Origin of the sequence: Pseudovibrio denitrificans JCM 12308, from assembly GCF_001310815.1 — a bacterium.
Classification (GTDB): Bacteria; Pseudomonadota; Alphaproteobacteria; order Rhizobiales; family Stappiaceae; genus Pseudovibrio; species Pseudovibrio denitrificans.
In genome coordinates, this window is the sequence record NZ_BAZK01000001.1 from 280,286 (window position 1) to 294,080 (window position 13,795).

Here is a 13,795-nt window from a genome sequence, read left to right on the forward strand (position 1 = left end):
ACGAGTGAAGAAGACCGGGTTCGCGTCTTGGTGGATTTAGTTCATCTTCTGGAAACCAGTGCTTACCCTGTCAGTCATGCTGGTATGGCCTAAGGAAGGACAGATAATCCCTATTGCCATTCAAGGTCTGTCGAAGAACCTTTTTTGCTCTGGAGGCGGTGCAGTCTTCATCCGAGATTCAAGCACTTCCAAGCTTACACGAGCGAGTTTGTACATGACTTCATCTGGGGTGTTAAACTTCACCATCTCGTAGAACCCCTCAATCACTGTACGAACATAGTAGGCAAGGATTTCAACATCCTCTGGATTTTTGAGCTCTGATTGGCACTGTCTGAACTTGTTGAGCATCTGGCCCTGCCAGTCGGCTTCCAGGGCCTCGAATTCTTTTTTCACCTCATCATCGACATAGGAAATATCGACGAACGTTCTGAGAAAAAGGCCCTTGTTTGCATGTATCTGATCGCTGCAGATTTCAATGAACGCAAAAAGGACGGCCTCCATGGCTGCATACAAATCAGAATGCATGGCCATTTCATCACGGACATGGCGACTGAATTTGAGGTAGTACCAGCGTAGAGCTGCGAATGTTAAATCATGCTTGGTCGCGTAGTAGCCCTTGAGGGCCTCTGGAGAAATAGAGCACGCCTCGGCGATGTCTTCCATGGTCGACGTTTCATAGCCTTTCAGCAGAAAAACCCGAACACAGGTATCAAAGATGTTCTCGACTTCCGGCGATAGTTTTTCGGCATCCATATTTCGGCGCGCTCTCACACTAAGTACACTGTACTTTCTTTAAATCCCAAGGCCTCCCAACCATACACAGGGTCATTCTCATTATCCGTTTCAGACCAGCACTACTGGCTTGCGGACTTACTTAGCCTTCTTTTTGGAGCCCTTCTTTTTCTTGGGCTGACCGTGTTTCATACGCACTTCCAGCGTATCAAGGCTCATGATAGCGACTTTGTACATGAGCTCGCATGGCGTGCCGTATTTGATCAACTCATACAGACCTTCAATGACCGTCAGAAAGTAATGGGCGAGCGCCTCAACTTCAGACGGATCTTTGAGTTCGTCCTTACATTGATTGAACTTATCAAGGACCTGCACTTCCCAATCATCCTGCAGATCTTCAAAGGACTTCTTCACCACATCATCGACATAGGCGATATCAATGAAGGTGCGCACAAAGAGGCCTTTGTTGGCGTGGACCTGATCGCAGCTGATTTCGATAAAGGCGAACAGGACAGCCTCCATGGCGGAGTAAATGTCCTGATGCATGGCCATTTCGGCGCGCATTTGACGGCTGTACTTGATGTAGTACCAGCGCATAGCCGCTGCGGTCAGCTCTTCTTTGGTGGAGAAATGTTCTTTGATGCATTCAGGCGTGCAGCCGCCGGCCTCGGCAATTTCTTCCAAGGTGCTTGTTTCGTACCCCTTAAGCAGAAAGACCTTCACACATTGATCGAACAGGTTTTCAATTTCGGGGGTTACCTTACCGTCCACTATCTTATCGCACGATTTCATGGCGCCGAGTATATGGTGTCAGAGGTGCTCCTCAACGCTGTTCTAATCACATGGAAAACAACATTGCAAAGACATCGCGCTTACTGCACCAATCCTTTTCATGTTCTGTAAAGGAATAAAACCTTCCGCTAAATGCCAGTGATTGACGTTGGATGTAAGGCAAGGTTTTCCGAAGTACCCACCTTCTATTTTCAATATTCAAAACAATAGATTATGTGATTTGATGTGTTTCTTCTCAGCCCAGCGATAAGGCTTGGCTAGCCTATTAAACTTTGTGCTTAGTCTTGTTTCGTGGCTTTGCAGCAGGCGTTCACAAACAGTCGTTCGACCTCGGCGATGAGGTTTTCAGGCTACGCAGGTTCACGCGTACTTGTAGCGGGGCATAGAGGCTCTACCAAGCGTCCTCCAGCCAGCAAACAGCGACATGTTCTTATTTTGTTCTCAATATCACTTACAGTGAGAACATAAGCACTCTGTTTTAGTTTATGCGGTAGCAGTCCAGCACCTTCATGCTCATGTCGACGACGCGGTAGAGCTGTTCTTTGGTGGCGCCGTCCTTACACTGGCTGGCGAGGCCTTGCAGGGTGGCGGCGTAGAAACGGGCGAGCGTTTCGATATCGGTGTCTGGCTTCAGGCTGTCTTTGCAGTTGGTGAGCTTGTGGGTGATCGCATCCACCATGGTGTTGCGCAGCTCTGTAATTTCTCGCGCCAGGATGCTGTCCTGAGTGGAGATTTCCAGAAGACCCGTCGACAGCAAACATCCATCGGAGTCGGTTTTATCGCAGAGCACGTCCACACATTCGTAGAGCGCAACGCGGATTGCATCGACACAGTTGGAGTGCATGGCGAAGCCGGATAGCAGACGGCGACCGTAATTGTGTAGGTACCATCTGGTGGCTGCTGTGTAGAGTTCTTCCTTGTTGGAAAAGGCCCCTTCTACAAATTCTTTGGGAACGCCCATGGCGTCTACGACATCATCAAAGGAAGTGGACTCGTAGCCGCGCTTCCAAAACATTCTGACCGAGGCCTCAAGCATGGCCTCTATGTCCGGAGATATTGTTTCCACGTGCAAGTCATCCTTCATAGGCATAACTACATATTACCCTGCATAAGACAAAGAACAACCGATTATTAATGCTAGGAAATTTACGCTTAAGGCGCTCTGCAAGAATTCCGGATAAATTGAAAAAATTACGATCTGACGGTTGCTGGGGATGTGGGTGGCCTCGGGCCGCTTTTAAGGTGGGCTGTTCCTGAGGCACGTTCAGTCCACCTTTTACATTTTCGGATTGTGAGAGTTTCAGTGAATGACAGGTTGGTTCTCCAGTCTTTCCAGGCTGGCATCTGCAAGATTGTAAAGGTCGACGCGGTCGACGCCATCACAGGCTTGCTTGATGAGGATGACCATGACCTCAGTATAGAAGTCTGCAAGCTCATCGGGTTTGAAACCAGTGGTGAACCGTCTTTTACAGTTCTCAAGCTTCTGGAAGATGCGACCGTGCACTTGTTCTTTGAGATGGTTCATCTCTTTGGCGATGACGCCGTCCGTGTCGGTGATTTCCATAAGCTCCACGGAAAGAAGGCTGCCATGGGGGCAATCATCTTCGCAGAAAAGCTCAATGCATTCATAAAGGGCAATGCGAATGGCTTCGATAGGGTTGGAATGCATGGCAAAGCCAGAGAGGATCTGGTGCTCATATCTGGTCAGATACCATTTGACCACATTTGAGAACAGATTGGCTGTGTCATGAAAGGTCTTGGATAAACGCTCTGTTGGCACGCCTGTCGCGGTGCTGATTTGCTCCAGCGACGTGGCTTCCACCCCAAAATTCGAGAACTCATGGATGGATGCTTCAAAGGTTTTCGTGAGGCTAATCGGTACCGGTCGATCAGGATCAACTGTCTCGGTTTGCATTGTAAATCTCCCGTTCTTTATTGAACGAGTATTCAATGATAGGCCCTTTTACGTAGGCGGCAACTTACCCTCAAGCGAACGAAACGCATGCTTAACAAAGGGATGCAGGGCCTTTCTGATTTGGAGAAAATTGATGTAATCAAGTGTTGTGATGTTATAATATTACGATTGATTTTATCGATTCTTTATTCTGCTAAAGGAGTATGACCTAACGTCTGCTGCTATCAATTGTGGCGAGATTTCGAAGTTTTGTCGCAGCGATTTTCTGGTTTGTTACAAATGAAATCTGGGCTTTTGCGTGACCAGAATAAAGCGTCGCTATCAATCCCGCCCAGATTGGCTTTGCCCGCCCTGCCCTTAAAAACAGCGTTTTGAAAACTGCAACCTGTGGGAGGTGAAAAGTTGAAAGGCACGTTCCGAATTTAAGGCGTTCAAATGGGCAAAGAAAAGGGCCTGACAGAAGTTCATTTCCATCAGGCCCTATGATCGGGATTGGCTATCGATACTCATTTTCGATAGGCCTCCAGTATTTCAAGACTAAGATCTGCCACACGGTACAGCTCATCACTTGGGATACCGTCAGCCGCCTGACTGGCGAGGCCTCTGAGCGTGGTAATATAAAAGCGTGCCAACACGGGGATGTCTGCAGTGTCCTTCAGGTGGCGTTTGCTGCCATTCAGTTTGCACAGAATGGTGGCATATACCTTACGCCTCAGCGCCAGTAACTCCGAGATGAGGATCCTGTCACTGTTGTTCACTGCTGCCAGTGCATAGGACAGCAGCTTGGCGTGCTCACACTGCTTGTTGCAGAACAGGCCGATACATTCATAAAGCGCACCACGCAAAGCCTCTGTCGGGTTGGAATGTAACGCGAACTCTGAGAGCAGCTGGCGTCCGTACTGGTCCAGGTACCACATCACTGCTGTGCGATAGAGATGCTCTTTGCTCTCAAAGTTCTCACGCAGGAAGTTATAGGACACACCGGATTCCCGGCAGACGTCGTCTATTGATGTACGGTGCACTCCCAAGCGCCAGAAAACTTTAAGGGACGCTCTGAGGGCTTCTTGCATAGAATGCGGGAAAGTCTCGTTGAAGGTAATAGTCTCTGCTTCCATCGTCTGCCTCCCTTTGGCGGTGGATAACCTAACCAAAAGAATAAGAGACCAAGGGCTAAGAACAACAAACTCACGAGTGCATGGGAAACACCCTTAACACAATCATTCGCGATACTCGGAGATATTATGTAAATCACATTCTTTAGTTTGCGTAATATTGCAAAATAAAAAAGACGTGATCACGTAATTTTATTACGAAACCACGTCTCAAAACGTAATTTTAGAGCCTGAATTATGGTCAGAAACGACGGCAGGCCTGCAGGACACTCAAACTGTGATCTGCGATTTTATGCAGTTCTGTCGGGCAGTTAACGTCTCTTGCCTGAACAGCCATGCCCTGAATTGTGGCGCCAAAGAAGCTGGCAAGGGCCTGAAGGTCAGTTCCTTCGACAAATTGGGTTTCGCAGGACTTGAACTTGTCTGCGATGATCTGGATGGTCTGCTGGCGCAGATCTGCCAATTTGCGCGCCAATGCGCCTTGTGCATTAGAACTTTCGACCAATCCGGTAGAAATCATACAACCAGAAGGATGGTCTCCGCCGACAAAAACCTCCACGCATTCATAAAGAACGGTGCGAAGTGCCTCGTAAACGCAGGAATGAAGCGCAAGGCCAGACAGCATTTGCCGACCATAGCTGGCGGAATATCTGTCGATGGCAGCCAGATACAGTTCCTCTTTGGAGGAATAGGCTGCATACAGACTTGGTGGTGTGATACCCATTGCAGTGACTAGCTCATTTATCGAAGTCGCCTCATAGCCCTGTTGCCAAAACAGGTTGCTCGCGATCTCCAGTATTTTTTCTTTATCCAACCGACGGGGTCTGCCGCGGGGGGCTTTTTCCATTTCCATAGCGATCACTATATATATTGATTGAAATTTTAATCAATCATAGTTTTACCAAGGGTCTTCCTAGGGTTTCCTGCATTATATCACCCTCCCCACTCACGTATTACTGATGCATATCAAAGTGTTATGCAAAAACCCGTAGGGATGTTTTAGTGAAATCGCCCCCTGTCCATACCGCTAAGGTATAATGACAGATTGTCGCAGGGCCTTGCGGTGAGGTTTTGGTGTTCCATGCGCAAATGACACGCTCTCCTTCTTCCTGAATGAGGTTCTGCCGTGCCAAATAAAAAGAGCGGCGCATTGGCCGCTCTTGGTGGTATTTCGGTTTTGCCTTGTTGGACGGATCAGGCTTTGACCGCTGCGGAGAGGCCCAACAGGCTCTTGGAGTCCAGCACGTTGTCCAGGTTGGCCTGAACTTTGAACATTCCGCCTTCACCGACTTTATAGCCAGCCACACCGGTACATGCTTTTTGTACGGTCTTGCCGCCCATGACTTCAGAAGACAGGCTCAACATGGCGTTCTGGGCTTCGGTGCGCTGACCGTAGATCTGCGGCACCTCTGTTTTTTCAGTGCGCCCCGCGTTCAGGCTCTCCACTTCCATGAGGCGGGCCTTGACTGCGGCATCCAGATAACCGGTGCGGTCTTTACCGGACATACAGTTGATCGCTGGTACGGCACCGGCTTCGTTGGCAATCAGGTTCACCAGAACCGCGACACCGTAGGCATTGCCTGCGGAGCGGCGCTGTTTGCCATCGTTGATCGCTTCATGCAGCTGGGTGCTGTAGTTCTCAAGGCGGGCCACTTTACCTGTATCGCCTACCGCTTTTGCATCAGCTTTCGCCTGATCGACCATTTCATCCAGTTTTCCGATGAGCGGCTGGTTGTGATTGTCGGCCCATTTCCAGCCGGTGAGACGATCTCCCAGATGCTTGCCGATGGTGCTGGAGAACATGCCCAGCTTTGCGAAGCCGTTCACGCCCATGCTGAATGGCAGGACTTCTACATCTACATAGACTTCGGTCGGCCCCTCACCCGGCAGGTCAACAGTGATGGTCTGCTCGCCCTGTGCGCGGCCCCATGCTTCCTGTTGGCCCGTCTCATATGTCTTTGCCTTAGACGCCGCAGTAAGCAATGAGGTGGAGACGATCTTCAGCGGGAACGGCTCTCCCGGATGTTGCTCCCGCCATGCTGCGATATCAGAGGCCTTGGTGGAGGCAGCTGCGGTAATGACTTCGTGGGTGCGGTTATCTGCGCCTTTAGCTGCCAGCTCGGGTTTGTTTTTGACACCAAACGGGAAGTTCACGCCGTGACGAACGGCTGCATAATTGGTGGTATCGCCTTTCAGCTCGCTGACCCAGAGGTTGACGGCGTGATCAGTCTCTGAAATCGCAGTGGAGCTGATGCCGTTTACATCGCTGGTCTGGTAGCCCTCTTTCAGCACTTCCAGCTTTGCGGCAGGCGTTGTGGTGGCCTTGAAGGACAGTTCAGGCAGGTCACCTGTGTCAGATGCGCCCAGCTCCTTTTGCGTTGCTGCATCAAGCTTCACCGTCTCAGTCGTGGTCTGCCAGTTGGCCTCAGCCTTGTTCAAAGACTGGGTGATGTGGGCTGACATATGCTGCTGAAACTCTTTCTTCAGCGCCTTGATATCGCTTTTGGAGACTGTTGTTCCTTCGGTAGATGCTGCCAGCTTGTAAGCTTCGACAACTCCTTTCTGAATATCTTTGTTCAGCGCCTTAGACGCCTTAGCGATACCTTTGATGTCCTCTGGATTGTCATCAATCTTGGCTTGCAGTCGATCGAACGCCTGCTCGACACCTCCGCGCGCTGCGGCTTTAAACATGACCTTATGGGTGCTCAACCCTGCTCCACTCAACTCCCCAATAGCATCATTTGCAGCTGTTCTTACGTGGGTTTCAGCGCGTTCCTTGATGTTCTCGACAGTGGTGTCCAGTCCGTTGTTGCTTGCTTTGAACTGCGCAACCTTTTCGTTGACCAGCGATTTCGTGGCGCCCGTCTGAGTTGGTGTGGCCTCAGTCTGAGTGGTGCGTGCGCTGCCGGTGAAGAACGCCTTGATACGGGTCAGGACACTCTGGGTCTCGCGACCTTCCGACGGTGTGTTCACGCGTGCGGCCAGACTGTTGTGGGAGGAGCTGGAGACTTTTTCTCTGACAAAAGCCACAATTTTGTAGAGGGTGCCATTGCCACTGCGCACTTCTGATGTGCTTGTGGAGGTGTTTTCGGCAGCCGGCGTCGTGCTTTGATTTACAGCATTGATATCAATAGCTTGAGTGGCTGCCGGTGAAATTGTCGGTGAAGCTCCTGTCGCGATTCCCATATCTCGTCCCTTAAATTCGTTGTTTTGTGGCGCTTGATGCGCTTTGTTGAGACCAAGCATATGGAAAGCAGGAGGGCGTGTTGTGTCCTTTGGCACGCAAGTGGATGGATTGTCTCTGCTAGACAGGGTTCAGATCAATAATCACGCCTAAAGGAGCGCCCGTGTCGAACTTTCAATCAGCTGCCAATGAGTTTCTGGAGAGCATTGATCTGAGCCCAATGCTGGAAGACGATCTGGATGGTGAGCTCGTTCTTGAGATCAACCAGAACTTTTCTCTGGTTTTTGGATTTGATCAGGTGAGCGAAACGTGCGTGCTGCGCATCCTGTTCAACGACCTGCCAACAGATGTGCATGTGCTGAGCGAGCTGCTGCAGAACAGCAATACGCTGGATGTGGCGGGCTACAATCTGGCGTTTGGCATTGATGTGGGCCAGTCCACGGCTTATGGCGAGGTTCGCATTCCAGATGACGAGATTGAGGTTGGCCATCTGAAGCAGCTGTTCCCTGTTTTCCTACAGGTTTCAGAATGGTATGCGGAGATTAAAGGCGGGGCGGCCACTGAACTGCCGAGCCAGGACCACACGCAGATGTGGCTCTGATCTTTTTCAGCGGATACAACAAAGCCAGCTCCGTTAGAGCGGAACTGGCTTTGTGAAACTTTATAGGCTGGCTAAAATCAGCGCATAGCCTCAACAGCTGCTTTTGCGCAGGCTGCGTCGTTTTCCATGGAGCTGCCTGCCACGCCGACTGCGCCGACGATGCATTTTCACCTTTGATGACCGGCAGACCACCTGCGATGCCCAGAATGCCCGGGAACTGCTTGTAGACCGGTGCGTTCTCCAGAACCTCATTGACCTGCTCTGTTGGCATGCCCCAGGACAGAGAGGTGTTTGCTTTCAGCGTTGCGCCTTTGTAGCTGGCAGGCAGGGCCTGATCCATGCGCGCAGACGCCACCACATCTTCACCGCGATCGATGATGACGATGGACATGTTCCAACCGTTCTCTTTGGCCATAGCCACACAAGCGCTGACGCCTTTGCCAGCTGCATCAAGGCTCAAATATGGCCGGGTGTTTTCCTGAGCGGTTGCCGCGCTCGCCACCAGTGCCAGAGATGCGCCCAAGAGAAGAGATTTTGCATTAATATTCATGAATTTATCTCGCGCTCCAATTTCCCACGTGCGCGCGGACTTAATTTGAGAAATGTGTCAGAAGCAAGGGGCGCCCAGCGCAAAGCTGAGTTTATGCAGTAACTTTTAGTCGGCTCGGGCGGATTTATGGGTATTTTGGCAAACAAAAAGCCCGCCTAACGCAATCAAGCATCAAGCGGGCCTTTTGGATTTCAGCGATCAACCAAAATCATTCAGCTAAATTAGCCAACGATTTCGGTGCCGGAGAACCAGTAAGCGATTTCTTCAGCTGCTGTTTCAGGAGCGTCAGAACCGTGTACGGAGTTTTCGCCGATGGACAGAGCAAATTCCTTACGGATGGTGCCTTCTGCAGCGTCTGCTGGGTTGGTTGCGCCCATGACTTCACGGTTTTTCGCGATTGCGTTTTCACCTTCCAGAACCTGAACGATGGTTGGGCCGGAAGACATGAATTCAGTCAGTTCGCCAAAGAAAGGACGCTCTTTGTGAACTGCGTAGAAACCTTCTGCTTCACGCAGGGACATCCAAACGCGCTTGGATGCAACAACACGGAGGCCAGCTTCTTCGAGCTTAGCGGTGATAGCACCGGTCAGGTTGCGCTTGGTTGCGTCCGGCTTGATCATGGAAAACGTGCGTTCAATCGCCATCGTTATTACCTGCAGTTTCTGCGAGCTTCCAAAAGGCAGCTCTCTTTAAAAAATCTTTTTTCCTGTAACAGCTCAAAGCCGCCACAAAGGTTCGCGCGAGATATACTTAAACTCTCCCGTAAAAAGCAAGAGGGTATATCCGTATTCCCACGTTGTCCTGCGCAGAAACAGCAGAAAACGGGCAATTATGACTCATTGATGACGCTTGCGCGGCCTCAGGACGGGCTTATGGCAATGTGCCCCAAAGAGAGTTCCGCATGCTTTTGGGGAGCACCTATTGGATTTTAGGGGTGATTTACACAGGACAGAGTGACGCAAATCTGGCCATTCCAGAAAAAGAACTGCTGTTCCAACAGGTTCGGGTGTTTGCATGGCAGATATGCATTTCAGGTTGCGACTACACGTCTCCCCCTGGGGCCGCTTTTGTTTGAGGTGGGTCAATTTATAGGCGTTCAAAGGCGTGCATTGTTCTTGCAACAGACATAGCAAGAGGACACCCCTATGAAAGCAGCATTTGTAATGTATGCCTCCTATAACAAGTGGGCAAACGATCTATTGCTTAAGGAATGCGATCAGATCACGTCGGAAGAATACCACCGCGATCTGGGCGTCTATTTCAACTCCATTCACGGCACCATGGATCACCAGTTTGTGGCCGATAAGGTCTGGCTCTACCGCTTTACCGGTCAGGGCGACCCGATCGACAGCATTGACGAGCAGTTGACCGGCGACTTTGCGACCTTGCAAGAAAAACGCCGTTTGCTGGATGACCGTATCTGCTCGGTGGTTGACCAGATGCAGGAAAAGGACTTCCTGCGCACCATGATCTATCGGACTGTTCGTAAGCCGCTTGTGATGCAGCAGCCTCTTGGCGCGGCGCTCTTCCACTTCTTCAACCATCAGACCCACCACCGCGGACAGGTGCATGCCATGCTGACACAGCTTGGTCGTACTCCAGCGGCTCTGGACATGATCTACTTCCAGCGTGAAACCGGTCAATGGATGGCAAAAGAAGAGGATATGATCACGGCCTGATAGATCCCTCATAAGGTTCAGCGGAGGTCCTCTTGTCTCTCCCTGAACACAGATAGCAAAGCAGTTTGCCTCGTCTTCAGGTCGGGCAAGCTGCTTTTTTATTGGGCCTTCAATAGACACTCAAAGAGAGCGCCAGAGTGATCAGCACGAAGAGCATGAGCACCAGTGGCATGCAGAAGTGCAGCCATGTGTGATACGGCACGCGCCCGATGGCCAGACCGCCCATAACAACGGCAAAGGTTGGATTGAACAGGTTGAGCAATCCGCTGGCTGACTGGAAGGCCGTAACCACGAACTCCGCCCCCACATCGGAAAAGCCCGCCAGTGGGGCCATGATGGGCATGGAGAGAACGGCCAGTCCGGATGAGGATGGCACGAAGAACGAGAGCATCAGCTCCAGCCAGAACACCACATTGATGAAGGCGACTTTGCCCAGCCCGCTCAAGAGCTGCTCCGACCAGTGGAGCACCGTATCAGTGATAGAGCCTGCATTCATGACCACCACAATGCCTCGGGCGACACCGATGATCAGAGCAACGCCCAGCAAGTCCTTAGCGCCATCGAGAAAGTTGTCGATGTAAGCGTGCTCCCCCATGCGGGTGATGAGGCGATCAGAATGGAAGAGCCGAGGAACAGGGTCGACATTTCCGCCATCCACCAGCCCAGCGCAGATACGCCGTAAATCAGCATGCCGAAGGACGTGGCGAAGATAACCAGCACTCTGGCATGGGAGTGGGTGAACTCCGGCAGTTCATCCATTGTTACGCCATGCAGGAAGTGCTTTTCGTTGTCCTTCTGAATATCCGCAATCAGAGACTTGGAGTGATCTGCCTTCACTTTGGCAGCGTAGCGCATGACCCAGAACACGCAGAAGATCCAGCCGATGCCGAGGATCGCCAGTCGCAGACCGATGCCCTTGGTGAACGGGATACCCGCTGCATCCGATGCGATCGCGGTGGCGAACGGGTTGATGGTGGAGCCGAGCGTGCCCATCCCTGCCCCCAACATGATCACCGCCACGCCAGTGAGAGAGTCATAGCCCGCGCGGATCATCATAGAGATGACAAGGGCATAGAAGGCCAGTGTCTCCTCCGCCATGCCATCCACCGTGCCTCCCAGCGCAAACAGCCCCATTAATATGGGGATCATCAGTCGCTCTCGTCCCTTCAGAGCCATCAGCACGTGAGCAATACCGGCATCAATGGCACCTGTGCGTTTGACCACCATGAGGTATCCGCCAATAACCAGCACAAAGACAGAGACGTTGATGGCGTTGGCCTGTCCGGTTTTGGGATTGTAGAGACCGGCGATGGGGGCCATCAGCACATCTATGGGGCCTTGCGGGTTTCGCTCCACCTGATGGTAACTACCCGGGACCGGCACTTCCTTGCCCAGCTCTGCGTTCAATGTGCGATCGTATTTGCCCGCCGGGATGAACCAGGTTGCTATTGCAACCAGAATGGTTAGCGTGAACAGGATTGTAAACGCGGTGGGGAATCTGGATTTCGACATAAGAAGCGCCCGGGTGATGGTGGTGACCGTCCTTTGCGATGCTTCTGATTAAACCTGCGATTTCTCCTGTTTGGCATTCCCCTATTCAAGGGGAGAACAAACCGCTTTACTGATCTGCGCCTTATTGAGACATGGGGAAGTGAGTTTGGAGCGTTCAAAAGATGTTTCTGTGAAGGGGGATGACACTCCTCTTCCTCAAGATGTTGCTGCCGTCTTTGAAAGCTATCCAGCGGACAAGCGTACTCGCCTGCTGGAGTTGCGGGGCCTGATCCTCGATTGCGCTCAGCGTCTCTTTGGCTCTGCCTCTGTGACTGAGAGCCTGAAATGGGGTGAGCCGTCCTATCGCCCGTTGCCCAAGCACGGCGGGACCACGGTGCGGCTGCATTGGAAGCCCAAGTTTGGTGATCAGGTCGGGCTCTTTGTTCACTGCCAGACAACAGTGATCTCCGATATGCGTGCCCTTTATGGCGACGTCCTCTCCTTCGACGGCAACCGCTGCCTCTGGATACCAGCTAGAGATGCCTATCCACGTGATGCGGTTGAGCATTTTGTGGCGGAGGCGTTCCGGTATGGGAAGAGGTAGATCCGCACTCTTCACTGAGCGCCCTTGCCAAGAACTGTTTTGGGACGCATAGTTGCTGCCTTAGATTTTCTCAGATGCTTCCTGCTCCCACAGAGAAGCTTTTCATTTCAGCAAGTGTTCCAGTAGCCCTGACGGATGTGTTTCCGGCTCGCCAAAGTCACTTTTAATGCAGGCATGGCAGTGACTTCTGCTGTCTGCTGATTGGTGTGATATGACGAATGATCAAGTTGGCATTTCCATGCGCATTGGCGCGACACTCTTCTTCACGCTTATGGTTTTGTGCGTGAAGCTGACGTCTGGAACGATCCCTCTCGGGCAGATGGTTTTCTTTCGCAGTGCGATTGCTCTGATCCCGCTGGTGCTGTTTTTGCGCCTGACAGATGATTTCCCCGGCGGGCTCAGTACCAAGCGACCATTTGGGCATATCAGACGCTGTCTGCTTGGGGCGGCGGCCATGTTCAGTTCGTTCGCGACCATTCGCTATTTGCCCATCGCGGAAGCGACAATCATTGGGTATGTGACGCCGATTTTTACGATGATACTGGCGCGCATCATTTTGGGGGAACAAGTCACCAGTGCCCGCTGGATTGGTGTTGCGCTTGGGTTTTCCGGCATCCTCACGCTGATCCTGCCGCAGCTGACGGGCATTCAGGGGAATGAAAACTATCTGATTGGCGTTTCTCTGGCTTCCTCACCGCCATGCTAACCTCGGTGGCTATGATACAGGTGCGTAGCCTGACCAAGACTGAGAATGCCGGAGCCATTGCGTTTTACTTCGCCCTGACTTGCGCTGTGCTTGGAGGTGCGACACTGCCTCTGGGCTGGGCAACGCCAAGTCTGGAAGAATACGCCTTGCTAATCGGAGCCGGGTTTGCCGGTGGTGTGGCCCACATTCTGATGACGCTTGGCTACAAGTACAGCGAGGCCTCCAAGCTGGCTCCGTTCGAGTACCTCTCCCTTGTATTCGCGGTACTTGCCGATCTGCTCATCTTCAACATCATCCCCGGCAGCAACTTTTACGTGGCCGCCGCCTTCATCATCGCATCCGTCAGCTTTGTGGCGATGAAAGACCGGCCAAAGGGGAAAGCGGTGCGGACGTGAGGGCGTTTTAGAGCTCAGTTTACCCCGCAAATCT

At 51.8% G+C, this 13,795-nt stretch carries 16 protein-coding genes; 5 read left to right on the top strand and 11 right to left on the bottom strand.

The genetic code is table 11. From position 1 onward, the window contains the following. Positions 1-120: 120 nt before the first annotated feature. The 7 genes from JCM12308_RS01100 to JCM12308_RS01130 form a co-directional block, all read right to left on the bottom strand. Positions 121-753, bottom strand: coding sequence for a TetR/AcrR family transcriptional regulator (locus tag JCM12308_RS01100; protein WP_054782599.1), 633 nt, complete (start codon positions 751-753; stop codon positions 121-123). Positions 754-870: 117 nt separating this feature from the next. Next, the gene (locus JCM12308_RS01105) at positions 871-1,524 is read right to left on the bottom strand and encodes a TetR/AcrR family transcriptional regulator (RefSeq protein ID WP_208978159.1); all 654 of its coding nucleotides are present in this window, start codon (positions 1,522-1,524) and stop codon (positions 871-873) included. A gap of 478 nt (positions 1,525-2,002) precedes the next feature. After that, positions 2,003-2,614, bottom strand: a complete 612-nt coding sequence (locus JCM12308_RS01110) for a TetR/AcrR family transcriptional regulator (RefSeq protein ID WP_306303299.1) — start codon at positions 2,612-2,614, stop codon at positions 2,003-2,005. A gap of 210 nt (positions 2,615-2,824) precedes the next feature. Next, a complete protein-coding gene (locus tag JCM12308_RS01115) occupies positions 2,825-3,439 on the bottom strand; it encodes a TetR/AcrR family transcriptional regulator (RefSeq protein WP_054782600.1) in 615 nt (204 codons plus the stop codon). Positions 3,440-3,945: 506 nt separating this feature from the next. Then, positions 3,946-4,554: a TetR/AcrR family transcriptional regulator gene (locus JCM12308_RS01120; protein ID WP_008551914.1), complete on the bottom strand. Its 609-nt coding sequence runs from the start codon at positions 4,552-4,554 to the stop codon at positions 3,946-3,948. Between the two features lie 238 nt (positions 4,555-4,792). Beyond that, on the bottom strand, positions 4,793-5,365 hold the full coding sequence (locus JCM12308_RS01125) for a TetR/AcrR family transcriptional regulator (protein ID WP_008551788.1): 573 nt from the start codon (positions 5,363-5,365) through the stop codon (positions 4,793-4,795). A 380-nt stretch (positions 5,366-5,745) separates the two neighbouring features. Continuing rightward, complete coding sequence (locus tag JCM12308_RS01130; protein ID WP_208608694.1) at positions 5,746-7,737, bottom strand: inositol phosphate phosphatase SopB; 1,992 nt, start codon at positions 7,735-7,737, stop codon at positions 5,746-5,748. A 161-nt stretch (positions 7,738-7,898) separates the two neighbouring features. On the opposite strand from JCM12308_RS01130, the gene JCM12308_RS01135 reads away from it, so the two are divergent. After that, positions 7,899-8,336 (top strand): hypothetical protein, encoded by a 438-nt coding sequence (locus JCM12308_RS01135; protein ID WP_014285347.1) that lies wholly within the window; start codon positions 7,899-7,901, stop codon positions 8,334-8,336. On the opposite strand, the gene JCM12308_RS32860 is transcribed toward JCM12308_RS01135, so the two are convergent. Then, a complete protein-coding gene (locus tag JCM12308_RS32860) occupies positions 8,278-8,886 on the bottom strand; it encodes a GlcG/HbpS family heme-binding protein (protein WP_208978160.1) in 609 nt (202 codons plus the stop codon). The genes JCM12308_RS01135 and JCM12308_RS32860 overlap by 59 nt on opposite strands. Positions 8,887-9,107: 221 nt before the next feature. After that, positions 9,108-9,530 carry a nucleoside-diphosphate kinase gene (gene ndk, locus JCM12308_RS01145; RefSeq protein ID WP_008551976.1) on the bottom strand — a complete coding sequence of 141 codons (423 nt, stop codon included), beginning with the start codon at positions 9,528-9,530 and terminating at the stop codon, positions 9,108-9,110. 501 nt (positions 9,531-10,031) lie between these two features. Between ndk and JCM12308_RS01150 the strand changes: the two genes are divergently transcribed. Then, complete coding sequence (locus JCM12308_RS01150) at positions 10,032-10,565, top strand: DinB family protein (protein WP_054782601.1); 534 nt, start codon at positions 10,032-10,034, stop codon at positions 10,563-10,565. A 109-nt stretch (positions 10,566-10,674) separates the two neighbouring features. Here the strand turns inward: JCM12308_RS01150 and JCM12308_RS32050 are convergent, their stop codons facing one another. Both JCM12308_RS32050 and JCM12308_RS01155 read right to left on the bottom strand, forming a co-directional pair. Beyond that, positions 10,675-11,160: a hypothetical protein gene (locus JCM12308_RS32050; RefSeq protein WP_280138345.1), complete on the bottom strand. Its 486-nt coding sequence runs from the start codon at positions 11,158-11,160 to the stop codon at positions 10,675-10,677. Then, positions 11,094-12,077 carry a YfcC family protein gene (locus JCM12308_RS01155; RefSeq protein WP_280138346.1) on the bottom strand — a complete coding sequence of 328 codons (984 nt, stop codon included), beginning with the start codon at positions 12,075-12,077 and terminating at the stop codon, positions 11,094-11,096. The genes JCM12308_RS32050 and JCM12308_RS01155 overlap by 67 nt, the downstream gene beginning before the upstream one ends. 139 nt (positions 12,078-12,216) lie before the next feature. On the opposite strand from JCM12308_RS01155, the gene JCM12308_RS01160 reads away from it, so the two are divergent. The 3 genes from JCM12308_RS01160 to JCM12308_RS28750 all read left to right on the top strand — a co-directional run bounded on the left by JCM12308_RS01160 (position 12,217) and on the right by JCM12308_RS28750 (position 13,761). After that, positions 12,217-12,660 (top strand): DUF1801 domain-containing protein, encoded by a 444-nt coding sequence (locus JCM12308_RS01160; protein WP_054782602.1) that lies wholly within the window; start codon positions 12,217-12,219, stop codon positions 12,658-12,660. 211 nt (positions 12,661-12,871) lie between these two features. Next, complete coding sequence (locus tag JCM12308_RS28745) at positions 12,872-13,366, top strand: DMT family transporter (RefSeq protein ID WP_208978161.1); 495 nt, start codon at positions 12,872-12,874, stop codon at positions 13,364-13,366. An 11-nt stretch (positions 13,367-13,377) separates the two neighbouring features. Further along, positions 13,378-13,761: an EamA family transporter gene (locus JCM12308_RS28750; protein WP_208978162.1), complete on the top strand. Its 384-nt coding sequence runs from the start codon at positions 13,378-13,380 to the stop codon at positions 13,759-13,761. Positions 13,762-13,795: the final 34 nt, after the last annotated feature.

Coding starts and splice junctions, on each gene's coding strand:
- JCM12308_RS01100 (WP_054782599.1), bottom strand. CDS start 753: ATGGATGCCGAAAAACTATCGCCGGAAGTCGAGAACATCTTTGATACC.
- JCM12308_RS01105 (WP_208978159.1), bottom strand. CDS start 1,524: ATGAAATCGTGCGATAAGATAGTGGACGGTAAGGTAACCCCCGAAATT.
- JCM12308_RS01110 (WP_306303299.1), bottom strand. CDS start 2,614: ATGCCTATGAAGGATGACTTGCACGTGGAAACAATATCTCCGGACATA.
- JCM12308_RS01115 (WP_054782600.1), bottom strand. CDS start 3,439: ATGCAAACCGAGACAGTTGATCCTGATCGACCGGTACCGATTAGCCTC.
- JCM12308_RS01120 (WP_008551914.1), bottom strand. CDS start 4,554: ATGGAAGCAGAGACTATTACCTTCAACGAGACTTTCCCGCATTCTATG.
- JCM12308_RS01130 (WP_208608694.1), bottom strand. CDS start 7,737: ATGGGAATCGCGACAGGAGCTTCACCGACAATTTCACCGGCAGCCACT.
- JCM12308_RS32860 (WP_208978160.1), bottom strand. CDS start 8,886: ATGAATATTAATGCAAAATCTCTTCTCTTGGGCGCATCTCTGGCACTG.
- ndk (WP_008551976.1), bottom strand. CDS start 9,530: ATGGCGATTGAACGCACGTTTTCCATGATCAAGCCGGACGCAACCAAG.
- JCM12308_RS01150 (WP_054782601.1), top strand. CDS start 10,032: ATGAAAGCAGCATTTGTAATGTATGCCTCCTATAACAAGTGGGCAAAC.
- JCM12308_RS32050 (WP_280138345.1), bottom strand. CDS start 11,160: ATGGGGGAGCACGCTTACATCGACAACTTTCTCGATGGCGCTAAGGAC.
- JCM12308_RS01155 (WP_280138346.1), bottom strand. CDS start 12,077: ATGTCGAAATCCAGATTCCCCACCGCGTTTACAATCCTGTTCACGCTA.
- JCM12308_RS28745 (WP_208978161.1), top strand. CDS start 12,872: ATGACGAATGATCAAGTTGGCATTTCCATGCGCATTGGCGCGACACTC.
- JCM12308_RS28750 (WP_208978162.1), top strand. CDS start 13,378: ATGATACAGGTGCGTAGCCTGACCAAGACTGAGAATGCCGGAGCCATT.